The organism is Bordetella genomosp. 13 (assembly GCF_002119665.1).
Lineage (GTDB): Bacteria > Pseudomonadota > Gammaproteobacteria > Burkholderiales > Burkholderiaceae_B > Bordetella.
The window spans coordinates 3,398,353-3,420,564 of record NZ_CP021111.1; the positions used below are offsets into that span (position 1 = coordinate 3,398,353).

At 68.3% G+C, this 22,212-nt stretch carries 20 protein-coding genes; 10 read left to right on the forward strand and 10 right to left on the reverse strand.

Going from position 1 to position 22,212, the window contains the following annotated elements:
* Positions 1 to 193 precede the first annotated feature (193 nt).
* The 5 genes from CAL15_RS15265 to CAL15_RS15285 form a co-directional block, all read right to left on the reverse strand.
* On the reverse strand, positions 194 to 1,321 hold the full coding sequence (locus tag CAL15_RS15265) for a TIGR03364 family FAD-dependent oxidoreductase (protein WP_086079384.1): 1,128 nt from the start codon (positions 1,319 to 1,321) through the stop codon (positions 194 to 196).
* Positions 1,318 to 2,340 (reverse strand): putative 2-aminoethylphosphonate ABC transporter substrate-binding protein, encoded by a 1,023-nt coding sequence (locus CAL15_RS15270; protein ID WP_086079385.1) that lies wholly within the window; start codon positions 2,338 to 2,340, stop codon positions 1,318 to 1,320. The genes CAL15_RS15265 and CAL15_RS15270 overlap by 4 nt, the downstream gene beginning before the upstream one ends.
* A gap of 61 nt (positions 2,341 to 2,401) precedes the next feature.
* Entirely contained in the window at positions 2,402 to 3,232 is an 831-nt protein-coding gene (gene phnX / locus CAL15_RS15275) for a phosphonoacetaldehyde hydrolase (protein ID WP_086079386.1), read from the reverse strand.
* 13 nt (positions 3,233 to 3,245) lie between these two features.
* On the reverse strand, positions 3,246 to 5,066 hold the full coding sequence (locus CAL15_RS15280) for a putative 2-aminoethylphosphonate ABC transporter permease subunit (RefSeq protein WP_086079387.1): 1,821 nt from the start codon (positions 5,064 to 5,066) through the stop codon (positions 3,246 to 3,248).
* A complete protein-coding gene (locus CAL15_RS15285) occupies positions 5,041 to 6,117 on the reverse strand; it encodes a putative 2-aminoethylphosphonate ABC transporter ATP-binding protein (protein ID WP_086079388.1) in 1,077 nt (358 codons plus the stop codon). Before CAL15_RS15285 ends, CAL15_RS15280 begins: the two co-directional genes overlap by 26 nt.
* A 150-nt stretch (positions 6,118 to 6,267) precedes the next feature.
* Between CAL15_RS15285 and CAL15_RS15290 the strand changes: the two genes are divergently transcribed.
* Both CAL15_RS15290 and CAL15_RS15295 read left to right on the forward strand, forming a co-directional pair.
* Positions 6,268 to 7,146, forward strand: coding sequence for a LysR family transcriptional regulator (locus tag CAL15_RS15290; RefSeq protein ID WP_086079389.1), 879 nt, complete (start codon positions 6,268 to 6,270; stop codon positions 7,144 to 7,146).
* Positions 7,147 to 7,159: 13 nt separating this feature from the next.
* Entirely contained in the window at positions 7,160 to 7,723 is a 564-nt protein-coding gene (locus tag CAL15_RS15295; RefSeq protein WP_086079390.1) for a phosphonate degradation HD-domain oxygenase, read from the forward strand.
* A 24-nt stretch (positions 7,724 to 7,747) separates the two neighbouring features.
* Here CAL15_RS15295 and CAL15_RS15300 read toward each other — a convergent pair whose 3' ends face one another.
* Entirely contained in the window at positions 7,748 to 8,611 is an 864-nt protein-coding gene (locus CAL15_RS15300; protein ID WP_086079391.1) for a sulfurtransferase, read from the reverse strand.
* 65 nt (positions 8,612 to 8,676) lie between these two features.
* Positions 8,677 to 9,534, reverse strand: coding sequence for a DMT family transporter (locus CAL15_RS15305; RefSeq protein WP_086079392.1), 858 nt, complete (start codon positions 9,532 to 9,534; stop codon positions 8,677 to 8,679).
* 152 nt (positions 9,535 to 9,686) lie between these two features.
* Between CAL15_RS15305 and htpX the strand changes: the two genes are divergently transcribed.
* Positions 9,687 to 10,565 (forward strand): protease HtpX, encoded by an 879-nt coding sequence (gene htpX, locus CAL15_RS15310; protein WP_086079393.1) that lies wholly within the window; start codon positions 9,687 to 9,689, stop codon positions 10,563 to 10,565.
* A 169-nt stretch (positions 10,566 to 10,734) separates the two neighbouring features.
* On the opposite strand, the gene CAL15_RS15315 is transcribed toward htpX, so the two are convergent.
* Both CAL15_RS15315 and CAL15_RS15320 read right to left on the reverse strand, forming a co-directional pair.
* The gene (locus CAL15_RS15315) at positions 10,735 to 11,724 is read right to left on the reverse strand and encodes a quinone oxidoreductase family protein (protein ID WP_086079394.1); all 990 of its coding nucleotides are present in this window, start codon (positions 11,722 to 11,724) and stop codon (positions 10,735 to 10,737) included.
* 88 nt (positions 11,725 to 11,812) lie between these two features.
* A complete protein-coding gene (locus CAL15_RS15320; RefSeq protein WP_086079395.1) occupies positions 11,813 to 12,769 on the reverse strand; it encodes a DMT family transporter in 957 nt (318 codons plus the stop codon).
* Between the two features lie 81 nt (positions 12,770 to 12,850).
* On the opposite strand from CAL15_RS15320, the gene CAL15_RS15325 reads away from it, so the two are divergent.
* From CAL15_RS15325 to CAL15_RS15350, 6 genes are all read left to right on the forward strand, one after another.
* Entirely contained in the window at positions 12,851 to 13,705 is an 855-nt protein-coding gene (locus CAL15_RS15325; protein ID WP_086079396.1) for a DMT family transporter, read from the forward strand.
* A gap of 32 nt (positions 13,706 to 13,737) precedes the next feature.
* Positions 13,738 to 14,229, forward strand: a complete 492-nt coding sequence (locus tag CAL15_RS15330; RefSeq protein ID WP_086079397.1) for a MarR family winged helix-turn-helix transcriptional regulator — start codon at positions 13,738 to 13,740, stop codon at positions 14,227 to 14,229.
* A gap of 114 nt (positions 14,230 to 14,343) precedes the next feature.
* Entirely contained in the window at positions 14,344 to 15,771 is a 1,428-nt protein-coding gene (locus tag CAL15_RS15335) for an efflux transporter outer membrane subunit (RefSeq protein WP_086079398.1), read from the forward strand.
* A gap of 44 nt (positions 15,772 to 15,815) precedes the next feature.
* Positions 15,816 to 17,003, forward strand: a complete 1,188-nt coding sequence (locus CAL15_RS15340) for an HlyD family secretion protein (RefSeq protein WP_086079399.1) — start codon at positions 15,816 to 15,818, stop codon at positions 17,001 to 17,003.
* Between the two features lie 12 nt (positions 17,004 to 17,015).
* Positions 17,016 to 18,623, forward strand: a complete 1,608-nt coding sequence (locus CAL15_RS15345; protein WP_086079400.1) for a DHA2 family efflux MFS transporter permease subunit — start codon at positions 17,016 to 17,018, stop codon at positions 18,621 to 18,623.
* 136 nt (positions 18,624 to 18,759) lie between these two features.
* Positions 18,760 to 19,545, forward strand: a complete 786-nt coding sequence (locus tag CAL15_RS15350) for a class II aldolase/adducin family protein (protein WP_086081115.1) — start codon at positions 18,760 to 18,762, stop codon at positions 19,543 to 19,545.
* 49 nt (positions 19,546 to 19,594) lie between these two features.
* Here CAL15_RS15350 and CAL15_RS15355 read toward each other — a convergent pair whose 3' ends face one another.
* Entirely contained in the window at positions 19,595 to 20,581 is a 987-nt protein-coding gene (locus CAL15_RS15355) for a LysR family transcriptional regulator (RefSeq protein ID WP_086081116.1), read from the reverse strand.
* A gap of 282 nt (positions 20,582 to 20,863) precedes the next feature.
* Here CAL15_RS15355 and CAL15_RS15360 point away from each other — a divergent pair, with 282 nt between their 5' ends.
* A complete protein-coding gene (locus tag CAL15_RS15360; protein WP_086081117.1) occupies positions 20,864 to 22,111 on the forward strand; it encodes an ArgE/DapE family deacylase in 1,248 nt (415 codons plus the stop codon).
* Positions 22,112 to 22,212: the final 101 nt, after the last annotated feature.

The window sequence follows — 22,212 nt, forward strand, 5'->3', positions numbered from 1 at the left end:
CTGCCGGGCCGTGACGGCCAATTGGAGGAGGGGCAGTCGCCCGTAGGGCGCCTGATGGCGCGCCCGAGCCCGACGACTTGGCCGGCGCGGCCCGGCAGGACATGCGGCGGCGGCTAAAGAACCCAAACATAACGCCCCAGCAAAACGCATAGGCCAGAATCACATACGTGATACGTCGCCAGCGCCCATTACCTTACCCGAACACGGCAGCCACCGCATTCTCGCCTATCGCCAACCCGACGGTCATCCCCACCCCCGAGTGCATCACTGCGACCGTGGTCTGCGGATCCGCTTGCAGCACCGAGAATGGCGCCGGGCCATGGGCTCCGTACACGCCCTGCCAGCGTTCGACGACGCGCAACCGGCAGGCCAGCGTCTGCGCGGCCAAGTCGAGCAAGGCATCGTCGACCGCCTCGTCGTTGAAGGGCGGCGCGTCCTCGCCATAGGCGTGCGAATCGCCGATGATCAGGTCGCCGTGCGGCGTGGGGCTGATCAGCAGGTGGATGCCGTTCTCCAGCAGCATGGGATGCCGGCGTTCCAGCGTACGGCGCAGTACCTGCGCCGACGGCAGGTCCGAGAACGCACCGTAGTGCACGCAGGACAGCCCCGTCAGCAACGGACGGTCCAGGTCGAACGCGTGCGTCTCGAAACGGGCGCGCAGCATCTGCAGGCGCGACACCTCCAGCTTCAGCGGCGCGAACAGGTCGGGATACAGCGTCAGGTAATCATGGCCGGGACACACGAAGACATGGCGCGCGCGCAGCTCGCCCGCCGAGGTGTGTATCTCGCCTGCGGTCGCGCAGCGCGCCAGCGTGGCATTGAAGAACTGCACGCCCAGGCCTTCGGCCAGATACGACGTGATCGCCGGCAGCGCCTCGCGCGAGTAGATCTGCAGGTCGTCCAGGCCGCGCAGCGCCGAACGGTGATGGTCCAGCCGTCCTTCGTACAGCCTGCCCAGTTCGCGGCCCGACAGCATCTCGGCGCGATAGCCCTCCGCGTGCATGCGCGTGTCCGCGAACTCCTGCAGCACGTCCTCTTCTTCGGCGGTGCGCGCCAACACCAGGCAGCCATTGGCGCGCACGTGGAAGCCGGCCTTGGCGGCCAATTGCAGCCACAGTTCGCGCGCCTGGCGCGCATGCCGGGCCATCAGGCCGGGCGCCTGCCCGGTCACCAGCACCTGGCCGAAGTTGCGCACGGTGGCGCCATGCGCGCTGCGGCTGCGCTCGACCACCGCCACCGACAGCCCGCGGCGCGCCGCGGCCCAGGCGTGGGCGACGCCGAGCATGCCGGCGCCGACCACGACAACGTCATACGTCTTCATTTCTTCTTCGGCTCGGACTTGCCGTCGTAGCGCCTGGTCCACTCGGCCAGGATCTTGTCGCGGTTCGTCGCTGCCCACACGAAGTCGTTCTCGATCATGCGCTTGCCCAGGTCGGCCGGCAGATTGGGGTTGGACGTCGCCACCGACGGGATGGCCAGCACGGCGAAGTTGGTCTTGTACAGCTCGTTGGCCTCGCGGCTGGCGGAGAAGTCGGCCAGTTTCCTGGCCGCGTCCAGGTGCTTCGTGCCCTTGACGATGGCCGTGGCCTCGACCTCCCAGCCCAGGCCCTCGGCCGGGAACACGGGCTCGATGGGCGCGCCGTCGGCCTTCAGCTTGGCGGCGCGATAGTCGAACGACACGCCGATGGGGAACTCGCCGGCGGCCGCCATGTTGCACGGCTTGGAGCCCGAGTGCGTGTAGCTGCCGATGTTCTTGTGCAGGGCGTCCATGAAGGCCCAGCCCTTTTCTTCGCCGAAGATCTGCAGCCAGGCGCTGACGTCGAGGAATCCGGTGCCCGACGATGCCGGGTTGGGCATGACGATCTTGCCCGCGTACACCGGCTTGGTCAGGTCCTGCCACGAGCTGGGGATGGGCAGGTTCTGCTTCTTTGCCTCGATGGTGTTCACGCATACCGCGGCGGCGAAGGCGTCCATGCCGACCCAGCTGGGCGTCTGCGCCGAATCGCGCATCTTGGGGTCGATCTGGTCCAGGCCCTTGGGTGCGTAGGGCTCGAGCATGCCTTCCTTGGCCATCAAGCCGAGCGAGGTGCCGGCCAGGCCCCAGATCACGTCGGCCTTGGGATTGTTCTTCTCGGCCAGCAGCTTGGCCGTGACGATGCCGGTAGAGTCGCGCACCCACTGGATCTTGATGTCGGGGTTGGCTTTCTCGAAGGCGGCCTGGTAGGCCTTGATCTGGTCCGCTTCCAGTGCGGTGTAGACGGTCAGCGTGGTGTCCGCGGCCGCGGCACCGGCGGCGCCGGCCAAGGCCAGCGCGACGAGAGTAAGGGCGTATCGCTTCATAGAGACTCCTGGGATGGATTGTTCTGGTGTGGCGGGTAACGGCATGACGCAAAGCAAGAAATCAGGACTGCTGCGGACGCTCGCCGGCCTGCAGGCGGGCGTCGATCTGCGCCAGCACGGCGGGCAGGTCCGCGATGGTGTCGATCAGGTAATGGGGCCCGGCCGCGGCCAGCTCCACGCGGGCGCGCTGCCGCGCCGCCTCGCGGCCGGCTTCGTCCAGCGCCAGGAATGCCTCGAGCGACAGGCCGGCCGCGTTGCCCGACAGCAGCAGTCCCACGGTCCACATGCCGGCGCGGCGGCCTTCCTCGATGCCGGGCGTGGTGTCGTCGACCTTGACGCAGCCGGCCACGTCGGCCAGCCCGAGCGCCACCACGTTGTGCAGCGCCATGGCCGGCGCGGGCCGCGCGCGCGGCACCTCGTCGCTGGCGACCACGCAGTCCAGGCGGATGCCCTCGGGCTCGGCGCGCTCGCGCACGTGACGCATCACGCTGGCGGGATAGCCCGAGCACGAGCCCAGCTTCAAGCCCTGCCCGCGCAGCGTCCGCAGCACGTCGGCCGCGCCCGGAATGGGCGCGGAATAACGCGCCACTTTCTCTATCTGCATCGGCAGGAAGCGTTCGTAGATGGCGGTGACGTCCTCGTCGGTGGGCGTGCGGCCGAAGCGCTCGCGGTACTGCGCCGCGATGCCCGCGTCGTTGCACAGCGTGCGGATGTGGTCCCACTTGCCCATGCCCATGGGGCCGCGCGCCTGCTGCAGCGACACCGTCATGCCGAATTCGGAGAAGGCATCGACGAAGACGCGCGTAGGCGCGAACGAGCCGAAATCCACCAGCGTGCCGGCCCAGTCGAAGATCACCGCCTCGAGGCGGACAGGTAAATGCTTAGTCGTCATTGCTGAGGTCCAGTCAGGAAAGCGCGGGCCGTCGCCAGGCCTGGCTGCGCGCCACCAGGGCGCGGCTGGCCAGGTGCAGCACCAGTGCGGCCACGGCCGAGGTGGCCATGATCACGGTGCACATCGCGGCGGCGGGTCCGATAAAGCCCGCGTCGTCCATGTTGAGCACGGCCACCGAGGCCAGCACGGTCTGAGGGCTGTAGAGAAACACCACGGCCGACACGGTGGTCATGGCCGAGATGAACAGATAGCGCGCGGTGTCGACCACCGCGGGCAGGCACATGGGCAGCGTCACGCGCAGAAACGTGACCGGCGCAGGCACCTTGAGCGAGGCGGACGCGGCTTCGAACTCGGGATCCAGCGCATTCAGCGCGGTGGTGGCCGTCAGATGGGCACTGGTGTAGAAGTGCACCACCGTGCACGCCACCAGCAGCGGAAGCGTGCCGTACAGGGCAGCCAGCGGATTGCCCGGATGATTGAAGAAGAAGATGTAGCCCAGGCCCAGCACCAGTCCCGGCACCGCCATGGGAGTCAGCGCCAGGGCGCGTGTCGCGCCACGGACCGCCTGGGCTGGGCCGCCACGGGACGGCAGCTTCTCGAGCAGCCAGGCGCCCGTGAACACCAGCGCGGTGCCCAGCACGGCCGTCCACGCCGCCAGCTGCACGCTGTTGCGCCACGCCAGCCAACCGCCGCCGTCCATGTTGTCGAAGTCGTACGAGCGCAGGCCCAGCGACAGGTTGTAGGGCCACATCTTCACGAACGAGGCCCACACGGCCACGCCGACGATGCCGACGATCAGCAGCGCCAGCAGCGCCAGCACGACCACGAACCCTGCGTCGCGCCCCCGATGCCGAGCCGGCGCATAGGGCTGCGCCCTGCCGCCCAGTTGGGCGCCGGCCCTTGCCCGCAGATGGCGATCGCAGAGGAACGTGAGCGCGGCGGGGACCAGCAGCAGGATGCCGATGGCCGCGCCCTTCGCGAAGTTCTGCTGCCCCACCACGGCCTTATAGGCCTCCATGGCCAGCACGTTGTAGTCCCCGCCCACGACCTTGGGCACGCCGAAGTCGGTGACGGTCAGCGTGAACACCAGGCAGCAGGCGGAGAACAGCGCGTAGCGCGTACCGGGCAGCGTGACGGTGAAGAACGTGCGCAGCGAGCCCGCGCCCATGGCGCGCGCCGCGTCGTAGAGGCGGCCGTCGGCCAGGCTGAGACCGGTCAGCAGGATCATCAGCGCGTGGGGAAACGTGTAGAACGCCTCGCCGGCAACGATGCCCCAGAAGCCATAGATGGTGGCGCCTCCCGCCAGTTCCTTCAACAGCCCCTGGTTGCCCAGCAGGTAGATCAGCGCGATGCCGGGCAGCAGCGAGGGCGCCAGCAGCGGCAGCAGCGCCGCCAGCCGCAGCAGGCCCTTGCCCGGCAGTCGCGTGCGCATCAGTCCGTAGGCATAGACGTAGGCGCAGGGCACCACCAGCAGCACCGTGGTCGCCCCGACCGCCAGGCTGCGGCCCACCATGCCGAGGAACGCCGCATCGCTGACGATGCCGGCGATCACCGCCAGGCCGACGCCCTCGCCGCCGCCAAAAGCACGGAACAGGATCGCGGCCAGCGGCAGCGCCAGGAAGAGCGTCAGCAAGAGCGCATACACCGACTGCCCGGCCGGCGCGCCGTGGCGCGATGCCCAGCCCGGCAGAGGCCGGCGGGCGGGTACGGAATGCGTGGCGGCAGGAGTGGCCGCGATCGTGCTTGCGCAAGCCCGCCTGCGCCCGTCGGCGGCGGCATCGGCTGCCGCATCCGCGATGTCGCGCGTATCAAGCGTAGGCACGTAGCGCGTCATGCGGCAGCTCCACCCAGCAACGGCCGGCAGCGTGGGCGCCCAGCAGGGCATCCCCGGTTTCAGCGGAAACGATGGAATGCAGCGTGGTGCCGGGCATGCCCTCGGGCTGCAGCGACATGCGGTAGCCGCGACCCAGGAACACGCCGTCCAGCACATCGGCCAGCATGGCATTGGCAGCGCCTTCGGGCCGCGTCGCGCTGACGCGCACCGACTCCGGCCGCAGGAACAGCCGGCCCGCCGCGTCGTCCAGAGGCTGCGCGACCGCGAGCACGTGCCGTCCCACGCGCGCCCGATGGGACTCGACGCGCTCGTAGCGCAGCCAGTTCGCCTCGCCCACAAAGTCCGCGATGAACGCGGACTTCGGCGCGCGATAGAGTTCGCGCGGCGTGCCCACCTGCTCGATCACGCCCGCGCGCATCACCGCGATGCGGTCGGCCATCACCATGGCCTCTTCCTGGTCGTGCGTGACCATCAGCGTGGTGATGGACAGGCGGCGCTGCAGCGCGCGCAGCTCGCCGCGCAGATGGTCGCGCACGCGCGCGTCCAGCGCCGACATGGGCTCGTCCAGCAGCAGCAGCGACGGCGCGGGCGCCAGCGCGCGCGCCAGCGCGACCCGCTGCTGCTGGCCGCCCGAGATCTGCCCGGGGTACTTTCCGGCGATGCCGGCCAACCCCACCATCTCGAGCATCTCGGCCACGCGGGCCACCACCCTGGCGCGCTGAGTCAGCCGCCCGCTGAGCCCGTAGCCCACATTCTGGGCAACGGTGAGATTGGGAAACAGCGCGTACGACTGGAACAGGATGCCGTAGTCGCGCGCCTGCGGCGGCGCGGTGGAAATATCGCGCCCGCCCAGGACGATGGCGCCGCCGTCCTGCGGCTCGAGCCCGGCAATGGCGCGCAGCAGCGTACTCTTGCCGCAGCCCGACGGGCCCAGCAGGCACACCAGCTCGCCCGCGTGAATGTCGAGCGACACGTCGGACAGGGCAAGCTGGGCGCCGTATCGTTTGACCAGGTTGCGCACCGACAGGAACGCCTGCTCGTGATGTGGCATGACGACTCCTTTCGCGCCAGAACAAGTACCCAGCAGTATCGGAGCTGCGCATGCACCATTTATTACACTTCTCGAAAGTGCAGTAATGAAACCATCAAGGAATTTTGGTGAACTGGCCGGCTCGCATTCTCACGACAGGTCCCGCGTACCGTGCTGGTCGCCGAATTGAAATCCTTCTACGCCGTGGCGCGCTGCGGCACCGTCACCAAGGCCGCCGCCCAGCTGGGCGTCAGCCAGCCCACCGTCACGGCCCAGCTGCGCCAGCTGGAATCGCGCTACGGTCTCGAGCTGTTCCACCGCCAGGGCCGCGGCCTACACCTTTCGGAGGCCGGCAGAAGGCTGATGCCGCTGGTCGAGAAACTGGTGCAGCAGGAAACCGAGATCGAGTTCCGGCTGCGCGACGCCAGCGACCTGCGCGAGGGCCTGCTGCGCGTCGGCGCCACGGGCCCGTACTACATCATGGACACCGTGCAGCGCTACAACCAGCGCTACCCCGGCGTGGACCTTGCGCTGACCATCGGCAACTCGCAATCCATGCTGCAGGCCCTGCACGATTACCGCATCGAGGTCGCCACCTCCTCGTTCCTGATGCAGGACGCGCACCTGTACCGCCGCCACATCGCCGTCGATCCATTGCGCGTGGTGGTGCATCGCTCGCATCCGTTGGCGGGGCGGGCGTCGGCCAGCCTGGCCGAGATCGGCGAATACACCCTGCTGCTTCGCGAGCCGGGCTCGATGACGCGGCAACTGACGGAGCAGGCCTTGCGGGACGCGGGCGTCAGCCCGAGGCGGACGCTCGAGATCGGCAGCCGCGAGTCGATCCGGCAGGCGGTGCTGGTGAACCTGGGGATCAGCCTGATTCCGACGCGCGAAATACCGGCGCATACTGAACTTGCCACCCTGGCGGTGGCAGGCCCCGAAATTCTCATGCACGAGTATCTCTATTGCCTGCGCGAGCGCCAGCCCGCGCAGCTGATCGCCCGCTTCCTCGAGATGGCGCCCGCCGCCGACACGGGAAGCACCGGCTGAAAGGAGTAATACCATGGCCCTGAGCCTGTGCGACATCGAACGGGTTTTCCTCGAGCGCGGCCACCGCGCCTATGACGGCGAACCCGTCAGCCACCTCCGTCACGCGCTGCAGACCGCCACGCTGGCCGAGCAGGCCGGAGCCGGCGCCGAGCTGGTCACGGCCTGCCTGCTGCACGACCTCGGACACCTGCTGGCCGATCATCCCGATACCCCCACGCTGCAAGGCATCGACGACAAACACCAGTATTTCGTGCTGCCGTTCCTGCGCGGACTGTTCGGCAGCGAGGTGCTCGAACCCATCCGGCTGCACGTCGAGGCCAAGCGCTATCTTGGCTTCGTCGAACCGGGCTACCTTACCCGGCTGTCGCCCGATTCGCGGCGCAGCCTGATACTGCAGGGCGGCAGCTTCGATGCCGACCAGGCCACCGAGTTCGCCGCCCTGCCCGGCGCGCCGGACGCGATCCGGCTGCGCCGCTGGGACGACCAGGCCAAGTCGGCGGACATGCGCACCGAACCGCTGGAGCACTTCCTGATGGTGGCCGAAAGCGTCTCCCGCGTTCCGGCCTTGCATCGCTAGGGCCTGTTGACAGGCACTAGGGCGTCAGCCCTTGGCGACGGGCCGAGCGGGATCGGAGACCCATTCGCTCCACGAGCCGGGATACAGCCGCGAACCGCCGAGCCCCGCGACTTCCATGGCCAGCAGGTTGTGGCAGGCCGTGATGCCGGACCCGCACTGATGCACGACCGCCGACGGGTCGCGTCCACCCAGCAGCGACTCGAATTCGGCGCGCAGCCGGGCCGGCGCCTTGAAGCGGCCGTCGGCCTCGAGGTTCTCGCCGTTGGGCCGGTTCAGCGCGCCCGGGATGTGGCCGGCCACGGGGTCCATGGGCTCGACCTCGCCGCGGTAGCGATTGGCCGCCCGTGCATCCAGCACGACGAATTCGGGCCGCTCGATATTGGCCAGCACGGCCGCCGCATCCACCGAGCCGGCACGCGGCTGGCCCGCCGACACGCCGGGCAGCGGCGCCAGCGGTGCCGCCGGACCGGCCTGCACCGGCAGTCCCGCCGCATTCCAGGCCTGCCAGCCGCCGTCCAGCACGGCCACGTTGTCGTGGCCCAGCCAGCGCAGCATCCACCACAGGTGCGCGGCGAACATGCCGCCGCTGGCGTCGTAGGCCACCACCACGGTATCCGGCTGCACGCCGTGCGCGGCCATCAGGCCGGCGAAGCGGTCGCGGTCGGGCAGCGGATGGCGTCCGTTGCGGCCGGTCTTGGGCGCGGCCAGCTCTGCCTCGTGGTCGAGGTAGCGCGCGCCCGGCACGTGACCCTGCTCGAAGGCGCGGCGCCCGGCGGCGTGGTCGGTGAGATCGTGGCGGACGTCGAAGATCCGCAGCGCGCCGGTTTCGGCATCGCCGCCGGCCACGCGCGCGGACAGTTCGGAAACCGGGATCAGTGTCATGGTCATGGGAAGCTCCTGGTCGGACGGGCGCGGCGCATGCCGGCCGGCCCGCGTCGGCCAGTGTATCCGGACTACTTGGCGGACGCAGGCTCGCGCATCGTCCGCCACACCGACAGCAGGCCGGCGCAGATGATCATGCCCATGCCGGCCCAGGCCAGCACGTCCAGCGTGTCGCCCCAGAACGCCATGCCGATCAGCGCGGCGAAGATGATGGTGGAGTATTGCAGCGCCGCCGTCAGCAGCGCCGAACCATGGCCGAAGGCCCGCGTCATGGCCAGTTGCCCGAACAGCCCGGCCGTGCCCACGCCCACCAGCGACAGGTAGCCGGCTAGGTCGGCGTGCCCCCATCCTTCGATGCCCAGCCCCGCAACGCTGCTGAAACAGACGGCCACCGAGAAGAACAGCACGGTGCGCCACTCGGGCTCGCCGATGCGGCCCAGCTGGCGGATCTGCAGCATGGCGATGGCCGACATGGCGCCCGCCACCAGGCCGCCGCTGGCGGCCAGCCACTGGTCTTCACCGATGCTGGGACGCAGCACGGCGATCACGCCCAGAAAGCCCACCGCCACGGCCGCGATGCGCACCGGGTCGCGTTGCGTGCCGCCCCAGCCCAGCATCCAGCAGGCGATGAACAAGGGCGCGGTGTAGTTCAGGCTGGTGGCCGTGGCCAGCGGCAGGTGCGACAGGGCGAAGAAGCCCAGCCACATGGAAGACACCCCGGCCAGGTTGCGCCACAAGTGCAGCTTCCAGCTGGTGGGCACGATGGACTGGCGCCCGGCCCGGGCCCACAACAGCAGCAGCACCACCGAGGGAAACCCACGGAACAGCACGATCTGGGGCAGGCTGGCGCCGTGATCGGTGGACAGCTTCACGAACGACCCCATGATGGCGAACATCGCGGACGCCAATAACATCCAGAGAGCCTGCATGGGGACAGCCGCTGAGAATATAGAAATAAGGGAAAGCGATACTATACTCCCCCCCACGGCCCGTCCCGGCCGGCGCACCGCGTTCCGCGGGGAACCCGGCGCCCGGCGGGCAGTCCAACGGGTCATTCCGCTCGCATAGGAACATAACAAGCATGAAGCGCATTTTCCTGTTCGTCATGACCAACATCGCGGTGTTGGTCGTGCTGTCGGCCACCCTGCGCATCCTGGGGGTCGATCGCTACATCACGGCCCAGGGCATCAATATGTCCGCCCTGCTGGTGTTCTCGGCGGTGGTCGGCTTCACGGGCGCCATCATCTCGCTGCTGATCAGCAAGCCCATGGCAAAGTGGAGCACCGGCGCGCGGGTCATCGACCCCAACGCGCCGGCCAGCCACCGCGAGGCCTGGCTGGTGGAAACCGTGCACCAACTGGCCGACCGCGCCGGCATCGGCCGCCCCGAGGTCGCCATCTACGAGGGCGCGCCCAACGCCTTCGCCACCGGCGCGTTCCGCAACGATTCGCTGGTGGCCGTGTCCACCGGCCTGCTCGAAAGCATGACCGAGGAAGAAGTGGCCGCGGTGCTGGGCCACGAGGTGGCGCACATCGCCAACGGCGACATGGTCACGCTTACGCTGATCCAGGGCGTGGTCAACACCTTCGTGGTATTCCTGGCACGCCTGGTGGGCTACTTCATCGACCGCGCGGTGTTCAAGAACGAACGCGGCATTGGGCCAGGCTACTACATCACGGTGCTGGTCTGTGAAATCATCTTCGGCATCCTGGCTTCGATCATCGTGGCCTGGTTCTCGCGCCAGCGCGAGTACCGCGCCGACGCGGGCGCCGCGCATCTGATGGGCTCTCGCGAACCCATGATCCGCGCGCTGGCCCGCCTGGGCGGCCTCGAGTCCGGCGACCTGCCCAAGTCGTTCGAAGCGTCGGGCATCTCGGGCCGCGGCGCCGTGTCGGCGCTGTTCGCCTCGCATCCGCCCATCCAGGCGCGCATCGCGGCCCTGCAAAACCGCGCCCCGTAATCGTGCGGGTGGCACAGGGCCGCAGCAGTCCGCGGGCCCCCCCCCCTTGGCAGATCCCGGCACACGGGCGATACGCAAGTGAATCGGGCCGGACCGCCTCATGGCAGTCCGGCCCGATTGCTTTTGAAGCGCCTTGCGCCGCCCTTGCGGGGGCGGCGCGTGCGTCGCCTCAGTCCAGCGTCAGCACCGTGGCGCCGGTGGTCTTGCGCGAGGCCAGCGCCGACTGCGCGTCGCCGGCCTCTTCCAGCGTGTAGCGCTGGTCGATGCGCACCTTGATCTTCTTCTTGGCCACCAGGCCGAACAGTTCGTCGGCGGCCGCCTTGAGCTTTTCCTGCGTGTTGACGTGCACGCCCAGCGAAGGACGGGTGAGGTACAGGCAGCCCTTCTGGTTCAGGATGCCGACGTTCACGCCGGTGACCGGGCCCGAGGCGTTGCCGAAGCTGACCATCAGGCCGCGCGGCTCGATGCAGTCGAGCGAGGTTTCCCAGGTGTCCTTGCCCACGCCGTCATACACCACCGGCACCTTCTTGCCGCCGGTCAGCTCCAGCACGCGCTCGACCACGTTCTCGCGCGAGTAGTCGATGGTCTGCCAGGCGCCGTTGGCGCGCGCCAGCTCGGCCTTCTCGGGGCTGGACACCGTGCCGATCAGCTTCACGCCCAGTGCCTTGGCCCACTGGCAGGCAATCAGGCCGACGCCGCCCGCGGCCGCATGGAACAGAATGGTTTCGCCGCCCTGCAGGCGATAGGTCTGGCGGAACAGGTATTGCACGGTGAGGCCCTTGAGCATCAACGCCGCGGCCTCGTCGAACTCGATGCCGCGCGGCAGCTTGACCACCTGCGCCGCCGGCACGTTGCGCGCCTGCGCATAGGCGCCCAGCGGGCTCTGGCCATAGGCCACGCGGTCGCCCACCTTCAGGTGCCCGACCTCGGCGCCCACCGCTTCGACCACGCCGGCCGCCTCGAAGCCCAGGCCATGCGGCAGCGGATGCGGATACAGGCCGGTGCGGTAGTAGATGTCGATGAAGTTCAGCCCGGCGGCGTGCTGGCGGATGGTGACCTCGTTGGGCGCCGGAGCGGGCACCTCGACCTCGACGACCTGCAGGACTTCCGGTCCGCCATGCTTTTCGATGCGGACCGCCTTCACGAGATTGCTGGCCATTGCCGGCCTCCTTTTTCTGAATGGAAACGCCAAAGCGCCCTGGCCGCCCGGCGGCCGTAGGCACACACGATTACGTGGCCGGCACGCCCTAGGCGGCGCGCCGGTATCCCCCCGACAGCACGAACACGCCGGCCAGCACCAGCGCGGTGCCGGCCAGCTGCCAGACCGTGATGGGCTCGTCCAGGAACCATGCCGCCAGGAACAGCACCGATATCGGCCCCACCATGCCCAGCAGGGCCGCGGTGGGCGCGCCGATGAGGGCCACGCCCCACATCAGCATGAACACCGGCAGCACCGTATTGAGCGTGGCGTGGACGATGGAATATCCGTACACGCCCGCCGGCTGCGCCAGCAGCAGCGACGCGGGATGCACGAACAGGAACTGGATCAGGCAGGCGATGCACGACACCGTCATCGCGTACGCCACCAGACGCGTGGCGCCGACACGCTTGACGATTTCGCCCGAGCAGATCAGGTACACAGCATAGCTGAGCGACGACAGGAATACGAAGAAAGACCCCGTGAACACGTCGGATCCCACACCCTGCGCCAGGTCGTGCGCGAACACCAGCACCACGCCCAGGTAAGACAGCCCCATGGCGCCCCACTGGCGCCGCAGCACCGGACGCCGGAACAGCGCGGCCGACAGCAGCACGACCATGGTGGGCGACAGGAACTGGATCAGCCGCTCGAGACTGACCGTGATGTAGCGCAACCCCAGGAAATCCAGGAAGCTGGACAGGTAGTACCCCAGCAGGCCAAGCAGGCAGATCTGCAGCCGCTCGCGCCAGGTCAGCACGGGCAGTTCGCCGCGATCGGCCTTGCGCGATTGCCACCATGCGATGGCCGCGAAGAACGGCAGCGAGAACAGCATGCGGAAGGCGATGAGCGTGACCGCGTCGACGCCGTAGCGATACGTCAGCTTGACCACGATGGCCTTGCCGGCGAACAGAATCGCCCCCAATCCCGCCAGTAGAAAGCCCGCGAGCGCCTGGGTTGCTGGAGAGCCGAAAGCGGTGCGCGGGGATTGGGCGGTGGGATTCATGCGATCATTTTATATTTGGCGGCGCGCGCCGCTTGCCGCCGCATCCTCACACAGGCCGGGCCTCGCGCGCCGGCGCAGCCCATGACCCATCGACGCGCCCTGCTCCAGATCCACTTCGCCGCCGTGCTGTTCGGCCTTACCGGCGTCTTCGGCGAACTGATCCAGGCGGGCGCGGCGGCCATCACGCTGGGCCGCGCCCTGTTCGCGGTCATGGCCCTGGTCTTCTTTGCCCGCGTCCAGCGCAGGCCGCTGCTCGATCCCCTGGCGCCGGCCCAGTTGTTCGTGCTCGTCATCGCGGGCCTGTTGCTGTCGGGGCACTGGGTGACCTTCTTCATTTCGGTGAAGGAAGGCGGCATCGCCATCGCCACGCTGGGCTTCGCCAGCTTCCCGGCCTTCATCACCCTGATCGAAGGCCTGGTGTTCCGTGAACGCGTGCGCATGGCCGAATGGATCGTGCTGGCCATGGTGACGGCCGGCCTGGTGCTGGTCACCCCGTCGTTCGACCTGGCCGACCAGGGCACGATCGGCCTGGCCTGGGGCCTGCTGTCCGGACTCAGCTTTGCCCTGCTGGCCGTGACCAACCGCCGGGCGGCAGCCGGCATGGACCCCATACGCGTCGCGTGCTATCAGAACGTGGTGGTGGTGCTGGCGCTGCTGCCGGCCGCGGCGGTGCAACTGCCCGCGATGGCGGCCGTCGACTGGCTGTGGCTGGCGCTGCTCGGCGTGTTCTGCACGGGGCTGTCCCACTATCTGTTCGTCTCCAGCCTGACGCGGCTGAACGCGCGCACCGCCGGTCTGGTGATCGCGCTGGAACCCGTCTATGCCGTCGCCTTCGCGTGGGTGCTGTTCAACCAGCAGCCCAGCCTGCGGATGCTGGCGGGAGGCCTGCTGATCATTGCCGCCATCGTGTGGTCGGGCTTGCGCAAGTCGCATTGACAATATCTGCCTAGTCAGATAAATTGCGCGCCATGAACGCGCCTGCTCCCTCCTCCGACGGCGTGTCGCACTACCGCAGCGACACCCAGCAGCACCTTAGCGACGACAACACCGGCTATCTGGTCAAGCTGGTCTACAACTCGCTCAACCGCATGCTCGACCAGGAAATGGCTCCGCTGGATCTCACCGCCATGCAATGGCGGCCGCTGGCGCTGCTGTGCAAGGGCCGCGCCGACACCCCGGCCGAGCTTGCCCGCCTCACCGGCGTCGATACCGGCGCCATGACGCGCACGCTCGACCGCCTCGAGGCCAAAGGCCTGGTGCGCCGCTCGCGCAGCCAGGAAGACCGGCGCGTCATACGCATAGCACTCACCGACATGGGCAAGGAGAAAGGCCGGCAGATTCCCGGCTACATCGCCAAGGTGCTCAATCATCATCTGCGCGGCTTCTCTCCCGAGGAAGTGTCGCAGTTGCGCCACCTGCTGCGGCGCATGCTGGCCAACGGCTCGGACGACGGATCCTGACGCACCGGGCAACCCTGCGGTCAGCAAGGTTGCCCGGGCCAGGCCCGTTTTTTTGGGCTATATATCTGCCTAGTCAAATACAGCTTAATCAACTACTTTCAGCTAATCGTCAGAATGAAACGGCTAATACTCACCGCCCTGGCGCTTGCCCTGAGCGGATGCGCGCTGATGGATCCCGCCCCGCCGAGCGTCGCCGAAATCGACGGCGCCCGCCTGGGCCTGGCGCAGCAGGACGTGACCTGGCCCGATGCGCAGTGGTGGCGCCGCTATGGCGATGCGCAGCTCGATCAGTTGGTCGAAGAGGCGCTGGCCAGTAATCCCTCGCTGACCTCGGCGCAAGCCCGGCTGGCACAGGCCAACGCGGCGGTGTCGCGTTCGCGGGCGCCATTGCTGCCGCGGGTCGACGCCAACTACACCCTGACGCGCGAGCACCTGCCCAAGAACTACATATATCCTGCCCCGCTGGGCGGTTCGGTGCAGAGCGACAACCGCCTGGCGCTGGACTTCAGCTACGAGCTCGATTTCTGGGGCAGGAACCGCGCGCTGCTGAAGTCGGCCGTATCGCAGCGCGACGCGGCCTCGGCGGATGCGCAGGCTGCCCGCAACATGCTGGCGCGCGCCATGGTGCGCAGCTACCTGAACCTGCAGAACGGCTTCGCGCAGCGCGAAGTGCTGGAACGCACCGTGAAGCAGCGCGCCGACGTGCTCGATCTGACGCGCGGCCGCGAACGCGCCGGGCTCGATACCCAGGTCGAGGTCAAGCAGGCCGAATCGTCGCTGGCGGCGGCCAGGGTCGACTTGACGCAACAAGAGACCACCATCGCCCAGTTGCGCAACCAGGTCGCCGCCCTGGCCGCGGCCGGTCCGGCGCGCGGCCTGTCGGTGCAGCCGGTGCGCCTGACCGCGCCTTCCGGCGTGGTGCCCGCCGCGCTGCCGCTGGACCTGCTGGGCCATCGCCCCGACGTGGCGGCCGCACGCTGGCGCGCCGAAGCCGCCCGCCACCAGATCGACGCCGCCAAGGCCGAGTTCTATCCCAACGTGAACCTGGTGGCCTTCGCCGGGCTCCAGTCGCTGGGTACCGGCCAATTGCTGGATGCGGGATCTCGCGCGGCCGGCATCGGTCCCGCCATCACGCTGCCGATCTTCCATGGCGGCGAGCTCAACGCCAACCTGGCGGGCCGGCGCGCCGACGCCGACGTGGCCGTGTCCGACTACAACCAGACGGTGCTCACCGCCGTGCAGCAGACCGCCGACGCGCTGGACGCGCTGCGCCTGATCGACCGCGAGAAGCAGGAACAACGCCAGGCGCGCGAAGCCATCGAAGCCGCCTACGAGGTGGCAGTGCAGCGCTACAAGTCCGGCATGGGCAATTACCTGTCCGTGCTCATCGCGCAGACCAGCGTGCTGGCCCAGGCTCGCCTGGACACGGACCTGCAGGCCCGCGCCTACCAGCTCGACGCCGACCTGGCTTACGCGCTGGGCGGCGGCTATCGCGCCTCCCAGGCCGAGACTGCGCAAGCGGACGCCGCGCCGATCCGCTGATCCCAGATACCGAATATCCCAAGAACAACCCCGCCCTCGACGCCATGACAACCGCAACTCCCAATCCCAAGCGCAAGCGCCTGCTGCTGATCGCGGCAGGTGTATTCATCCTGTTTGCCATCGCCTATGCCGTGTGGTGGGCGCTGGTCGGCTCGCATTACGAGAGCACCGACGACGCCTACGTGCACGGCAACCTGGTGCAGATCACGCCGCAGGTGGCCGGCACGGTGATCGCCATCGAGGCCGACGACACGGAGACCGTCAAGGCGGGCCAGCCCGTGGTGCGCATCGATCCCGCCGATGCCGACGTGGCGCTGCAGCAGGCCGAATCGCAGCTGGCGCAGACCGTGCGGCAGGTGCGCACGCGCTACGTGCAGAACGACTCGCTGGCGGCCAACGTCGCCGTGCGGCAGGCCGAGATCGAGCGCGCGCAGGCCGATCTCAACCGCGCCCAGAGCGACCTGAAGCGCCGCCAGGAACTGGCGCGCTCGGGCGGCGTCAGCGGCGAAGAGATCCTGCACGCGCAGACCACGCTCAAGAGCGCACAGTCCGGTCTGGCGCAGGCCCGCGCGGCGCTGGCCGCCGCGCAGGCCGAGCTGTCCACGAACCAGGCGCTCACGCAGGGCACCGACGTGGCCCATCACCCCGACGTGCTCAACGCGGCGGCCGCGGTGCGGCGCGCCTGGCTGGACAAGTCGCGCACCGTGCTGCCCGCGCCGGTCGACGGCATGGTGGCGCGCCGCAGCGCGCAGGTCGGCCAGCGCGTCGCCCCCGGTTCCGTACTGATGAACGTGGTGCCGCTGGACCAGATCTGGATCGAGGCCAACTTCAAGGAAGGCCAGCTGCGCAAGATGCGCGTCGGCCAGCCCGCCACGCTGACCGCCGACCTGTACGGCGATTCGGTCGCCTACCACGGCAAGGTGGTGGGCCTGGACGCCGGCACGGGCAGCGCGTTCGCCCTGCTGCCCGCGCAGAACGCCACCGGCAACTGGATCAAGGTCGTGCAGCGCGTGCCCGTACGCATCGCGCTGGACCCCGAGGAACTGAAGCGGCATCCGTTGCGCCTGGGCCTGTCGATGAACGTGGAGGTCGATCTCAGCGACCAGGAGCACGGTGTATCGCTGACGCAGGCCGCGCGCACCGAGCCCGCGTGGTCGACCCGCGCCTTCGAGCCCCCGCACGGCGAGGCCGACGCCCGCATCGCCACGATCGTGCAGGCCAACCTTCAATAGGCCCGACCCGCCATGAGCGACGATACCCAGGCCTCCGCGCCCGCCTCCTCGCAGCCGCCCGCGCCGCGCGCCCATCCGCCGCTGGAAGGCGGCAAGCGCATCCTGGGCGCGGTGGCGCTGTCCACGGCGGTGTTCATGAACGTGCTGGACACGTCCATCGCGAACGTGTCCATTCCCACCATCTCGGGCGACCTGGGCGTCAGCACCAGCCAGGGCACCTGGGTCATCACCTCGTTCGCGGTGGCCAACGCCATCACCGTGCCGCTGACCGGCTGGCTGACGCAGCGCTTCGGCCAGGTGCGGCTGTTCCTGATCTCCACGCTGCTGTTCGTGCTGGCCTCGTGGCTGTGCGGCTTCTCGCCCTCGCTCGAGGCCCTGATCGCGTTTCGCGTGCTGCAGGGCGCGGTCGCCGGACCCATGATTCCGCTGTCGCAGACGCTGATGCTGGCCAGCTTTCCCAAGGAGAAGGCCGGCATGGCCCTGGCGGTATGGGCCATGACGACGCTGGTGGCGCCCGTGGCCGGACCTTTGCTGGGCGGATGGATCTCGGACAACTACACCTGGCCCTGGATCTTCTACATCAACGTGCCCGTGGGCCTGCTGGCCGCGTGGATCAGCTGGTCCATCTACAAGGACCGCGAGTCCGTCACGCACAAGCTGCCCATCGACAAGGTCGGACTGGTGCTGCTGGTGGTGTGGGTCGGCGCGCTGCAGATCATGCTGGACAAGGGCAAGGAGCTGGACTGGTTCGCCAGCCCCGTCATCCTGGGCCTGGCCCTGGTGTCCTTCGTCACGTTCGTGTTCTTCCTGATCTGGGAGCTGACCGACGCGCATCCCATCGTGGACCTGCGGCTGTTCAAGCTGCGCAACTTCACGGTGGGCGCGGTCACGCTGGCCGTCGCGTACGGCGTGTTCTTCGGCAACGTGGTGCTGCTGCCGCTCTGGCTGCAGAGCAACATGGGCTATACCGCCACCTATGCCGGCCTGGTCACCGCCCCGGTGGGCATACTGGCCATCGTGCTGACGCCGGTGGTGGGCAAGCTGCTGGCCTCGCGCGATCCGCGGCAGCTGGTCACCGTGTCGTTCATCATCTTCGCGCTGGTGTTCTTCATGCGCTCCGGCTTCAACACCGACGTGGACGTGCGCGGACTGATGATCCCCACCATCATCCAGGGCGCCGCCATGGCAGCGTTCTTCGTGCCGCTCACCTCCATCACGCTGTCGGGTCTCGAGCCCTGGCGCATTCCGGCGGCGTCGGGCCTGTCGAACTTCGCGCGCTTGACGGCGGGCGCCTTCGGCACGTCGATCGCCACCACGCTTTGGGAGAACCGCACCACGCTGCATCACGCGCAGCTGACCGAGGTGGCCAAGCCCGGCGTACAGGCCTTCGACCAGTTCATGGACACTTTCCAGCACACGCTGGGCGTGACGCAGCAGCAGGCGCTCAGCATGATAGACAGGCTGATCAACACGCAGGCCGCCACGCTGTCGGCGGTGGACGTGTTCCACGCATCGGCCATCATCTTCCTGTTCCTGACCGTGCTGGTGTGGTTTGCCAAGCCGAAGCTGAACAAGGGCAAGGACGACGGCGCGGCCGAGGCGGCGGCCGGCGCGCACTGATGCGGTGCACGCGGCACGGGCCGCCGCGAGTATTCACGGCAGTAATGGAAAGTATTAGTACAAAGATATTGACCGGGGTGCCGCGGCGGCCGAACACTCACTCTCCTCATGCCCGCATCGACACGGAGAGATCTTGATTTCGCACGCAGACGCCGCGCCCGCCGGCACCGACATCCCCGCGCAGGAATGGGCCATCCGCACCGAGCTGGCCGCGCTGTACCGCCTGGTCGCGCATTTCCGCATGACGGACATGATCGATACCCACATCTCGGCGCGCCTGCCGGGCGACGAGCCCACGTTTCTCATCAATCGCTACGGCATCCTGTTCCACGAGATGCGCGCGTCGGATCTCGTCAAGATCGACCACGCCGGCAACGTCGTGGACGAGCGGGCGCTGCATGACCCCGGGCGCTTTCGCGTCAACGCCGCGGGCTTCACCATCCATTCGGCCATACACATGGCCCGACATGACCTGAACTTCGTCGTGCACACGCACACGGCGGCCGGCATCGCGGTATCCGCGCAGGAAGACGGCCTGCTGCCCATCAGCCAGCATGCGCTGAAGTTCTACGGCAAGCTGGCCTATCACGAGTACGAGGGCATCGCGCTGGACCTGGGCGAGCGCGAGCGCCTGGTGCGCGACCTGGGCCGGCACAAGGCCATGATCCTGCGCAACCACGGATTGCTGGCAGGCGGCGCCACGGCCGCCGAAGCTTTCCATGAAATCTATTTCCTGGAGCGCGCCTGCCAGGCGCAGATACAGGCCATGTCGGGCGGCGCGAAACTCGTCTTTCCGCCCGAGGAAGTGCGCACGCGCGTCGCCGCGCAGTTCTCGCGCGACGAGTCGGCGGAGATCATGAACACCGCCTGGCAGGCCGCGCTGCGCCTGGTCGACGACCCGGCCTCCGACTACCGAAGCTGACGCGGCCTCGTGCGCCGCGACGGCGCGCGGGCCATCGGCCGCGCGCGCATCACGCCGCGCCGCGCCTCACCACCAGTCCCGTCATCGTGTCCTGCTTGTCGATGAAGGCATGCAGGGCCGCGATGAACTCGGTCTCGGCCACGCTGAGCTTGCGGTTGGGCGACCACAGCAGATGCACGTCCACGTCGGCCACGCCCTGGTCCGGCGGCAGGCGCTGGAAGCGGCCGCTGCGCACGTCGTCGTGGACGGTGTGCTCGGGCAGGCAGCCGATGCCGATGCCCGCGTAGATCAGCCGCTTGATCTCGGCCATGCTGTACGACGAGCCCATGACCCGCCCGGTGAAACCCATCTCGTCGCGGAAGATGGCCAGCGGCGACAGGTGCCCGCCCACCCGGTCGCTGTTGAACGACACCAGCGGATAGCCCGTGATGTCGGAGATGCGCAGGTCGTCGCGGCCGAACAGCGGATGGTGCTGGCCGCAATACAGGGCATAGCGCTGGCGCAGGAAGACCCGGCTTTCGATGTTGGCCGGCAGCGTGCGGCGCGGCGTCAGCCCCAGCGTGATCGCCTTCTGCTGCAGGCTGTTGACCACGTCGGTGCTGCGCATCACCAGTATCTCGAATTCGATGCGCGGATAGGTGCGATGGAACTGCGACAGGAATTCATCGTAGGCCGGGAAATCGATGCCGCTGCAGCAGCCGATGCGCAGCGTGCCCGAGATGTCGTGCTCGCGGTCGACGTCGGCCAGCGCCAGGCGCGAGATCGTTCCGTAGATTTCCTCGGCGATCTTCTGCACCTCGATGCCGGCCTGGGTGACCTCGATGCGCGGCCCGTGGCGGTCGACCAGGCGCATGCCCAGGCGATCTTCGAGACGGCGCAGCGCCTGGCTGACGGCGGGCTGCGTAAGGTGCAGGCGCATGGCCGCGCGGCTGACGCTGCGTTCGCGCGCGATTGCCAGGAAGGTCCGCAGCAGGTTCCAGTCCAGACGGTCGTTCAGCAGGGTATCGGGCCGATCGGTGCCAGGCGGGACTTTCATCTTCGGGAAAGAGTCGGGGAAATTGCGGAGGGGCGGCATGCACGCGTTCGTGCATATTGCTTGCCTATATGCACAGCGGTCAAGCATAAACCGCACTAATACTTGGAATTGAAAAAGCGAATTTTGCACATCGGCCGTATGGGGTGACACTTGTGTATCGCCCGGGCCCGACCCGGCGTACATACAACGCGGCGGGAATCCGCCCACCAGACAGGCAAGGGGAAAAACTTGCAGCCTGACACGCAACGCATCACCGAAACGGTCGATGCGCTGGAGCCCTATATGCTCCGGACGCTGGCCGACTTCGTACGGGCCGAAAGCCCTTCGGGCGCCGAGGAACCGGCGGCCGCCTTCTTCGAGGGCGCGCTGCGCGACCTGGGCCTGGCGCCCGAACGCATCGTGCTGGACAGCGCGCAGCTCGAGGCCATGCCTTACTACGCCTGTCCCTGCTCGCCCGACAACGGACGCAGCAATCTGCTGGCGCGCCACCTGCCATCGGGCCAGGCGCAGGGCCGGTCGGTGCTGTTCAACGGCCATCTCGACGTGGTGCCCACCGGCCCGCACGAGATGTGGTCGCGCGCGCCGTACGAGCCCGCGGTGGTGGATGGCTGGCTGCATGGCCGCGGCAGCGGCGACATGAAGGCCGGGCTGGTGTGCGCGCTCGTGGCGTACAAGACTCTGCGCGAGCTCGGCGTGCAGCCCGCCGGCACGGTGGGCTTCAACGCCGTGCTGGACGAGGAGAACACCGGCAACGGCACGCTGGCCACCGTGCACGCCCTGCAGAACGCCATGGCGCAGGCCCGGCTGTCGGACTTCGATGCCGTGGTCATACCCGAACCCTTCGGCGAGGCCCTGCTGTCGGCCCAGGTCGGCGTGTGCTGGCTCACGGTGCACCTGACCGGCGTGCCGGCGCACGTGGCGTACATGGGCAGCGGGGTCAATCCCATCGAGGCGGGCATTGCCATCATGGCAGACTTGAAGCAGCTCGAGGCCGAATGGAACGCGCCGTCGTTCAAGCATCCCGCCTTCGCGGCCCAACCTCACCCCATCAATTTCAACCTGGGGCGCATCCAGGGCGGCGAATGGCATTCGTCGGTGCCCTGCACCTGCACGCTGGGCATACGCATCAGCTTCTATCCCGGCATGGATCCGGCCGAGGCGCGCGCCATCGTTTCCGAACGCATCCGCGCGGCCGCGAAGCGAGCCAACGCCACGCTGCAAGTGCGCATCGACTACCAGGGCCAGTATGCCGAGGCCTGCCTGTTCGACCTGGATGCGCCGCCTATGCAGGCCCTGGCCCGCGCGCATGAAAAGGTCACCGGCGCCGCCCCCGCGACGCTGGCCTGCACGGCCACCACCGACGCCAAGCATTTCAGGCAGGCCGACATACCCGTCACCTGCTACGGGCCCGAGGCCCGCAATATCCATGGCATCGACGAGGCCGTGTCCATCGCCAGCATGAAGCGCGTGGCCGCGTCCATGGCGCAGTTCATGGTCGATTGGTGCGGCGTCGAACCCGCCACCCGCTGAAGCCGCCGGGCGCGCCGCCCGCGCGACCCGACTCATCGTTCGTTTTCTCCCAGTCCGGAGGTTGATCGTGAAGTTCAAGCAAATCCTGAAACTGTCCGCCT

Coding starts and splice junctions, on each gene's coding strand:
- CAL15_RS15265 (WP_086079384.1), bottom strand. CDS start 1,321: ATGAAGACGTATGACGTTGTCGTGGTCGGCGCCGGCATGCTCGGCGTC.
- CAL15_RS15270 (WP_086079385.1), bottom strand. CDS start 2,340: ATGAAGCGATACGCCCTTACTCTCGTCGCGCTGGCCTTGGCCGGCGCC.
- phnX (WP_086079386.1), bottom strand. CDS start 3,232: ATGACGACTAAGCATTTACCTGTCCGCCTCGAGGCGGTGATCTTCGAC.
- CAL15_RS15280 (WP_086079387.1), bottom strand. CDS start 5,066: ATGACGCGCTACGTGCCTACGCTTGATACGCGCGACATCGCGGATGCG.
- CAL15_RS15285 (WP_086079388.1), bottom strand. CDS start 6,117: ATGCCACATCACGAGCAGGCGTTCCTGTCGGTGCGCAACCTGGTCAAA.
- CAL15_RS15295 (WP_086079390.1), top strand. CDS start 7,160: ATGGCCCTGAGCCTGTGCGACATCGAACGGGTTTTCCTCGAGCGCGGC.
- CAL15_RS15300 (WP_086079391.1), bottom strand. CDS start 8,611: ATGACCATGACACTGATCCCGGTTTCCGAACTGTCCGCGCGCGTGGCC.
- CAL15_RS15305 (WP_086079392.1), bottom strand. CDS start 9,534: ATGCAGGCTCTCTGGATGTTATTGGCGTCCGCGATGTTCGCCATCATG.
- htpX (WP_086079393.1), top strand. CDS start 9,687: ATGAAGCGCATTTTCCTGTTCGTCATGACCAACATCGCGGTGTTGGTC.
- CAL15_RS15315 (WP_086079394.1), bottom strand. CDS start 11,724: ATGGCCAGCAATCTCGTGAAGGCGGTCCGCATCGAAAAGCATGGCGGA.
- CAL15_RS15320 (WP_086079395.1), bottom strand. CDS start 12,769: ATGAATCCCACCGCCCAATCCCCGCGCACCGCTTTCGGCTCTCCAGCA.
- CAL15_RS15325 (WP_086079396.1), top strand. CDS start 12,851: ATGACCCATCGACGCGCCCTGCTCCAGATCCACTTCGCCGCCGTGCTG.
- CAL15_RS15330 (WP_086079397.1), top strand. CDS start 13,738: ATGAACGCGCCTGCTCCCTCCTCCGACGGCGTGTCGCACTACCGCAGC.
- CAL15_RS15335 (WP_086079398.1), top strand. CDS start 14,344: ATGAAACGGCTAATACTCACCGCCCTGGCGCTTGCCCTGAGCGGATGC.
- CAL15_RS15340 (WP_086079399.1), top strand. CDS start 15,816: ATGACAACCGCAACTCCCAATCCCAAGCGCAAGCGCCTGCTGCTGATC.
- CAL15_RS15345 (WP_086079400.1), top strand. CDS start 17,016: ATGAGCGACGATACCCAGGCCTCCGCGCCCGCCTCCTCGCAGCCGCCC.
- CAL15_RS15355 (WP_086081116.1), bottom strand. CDS start 20,581: ATGAAAGTCCCGCCTGGCACCGATCGGCCCGATACCCTGCTGAACGAC.
- CAL15_RS15360 (WP_086081117.1), top strand. CDS start 20,864: ATGCTCCGGACGCTGGCCGACTTCGTACGGGCCGAAAGCCCTTCGGGC.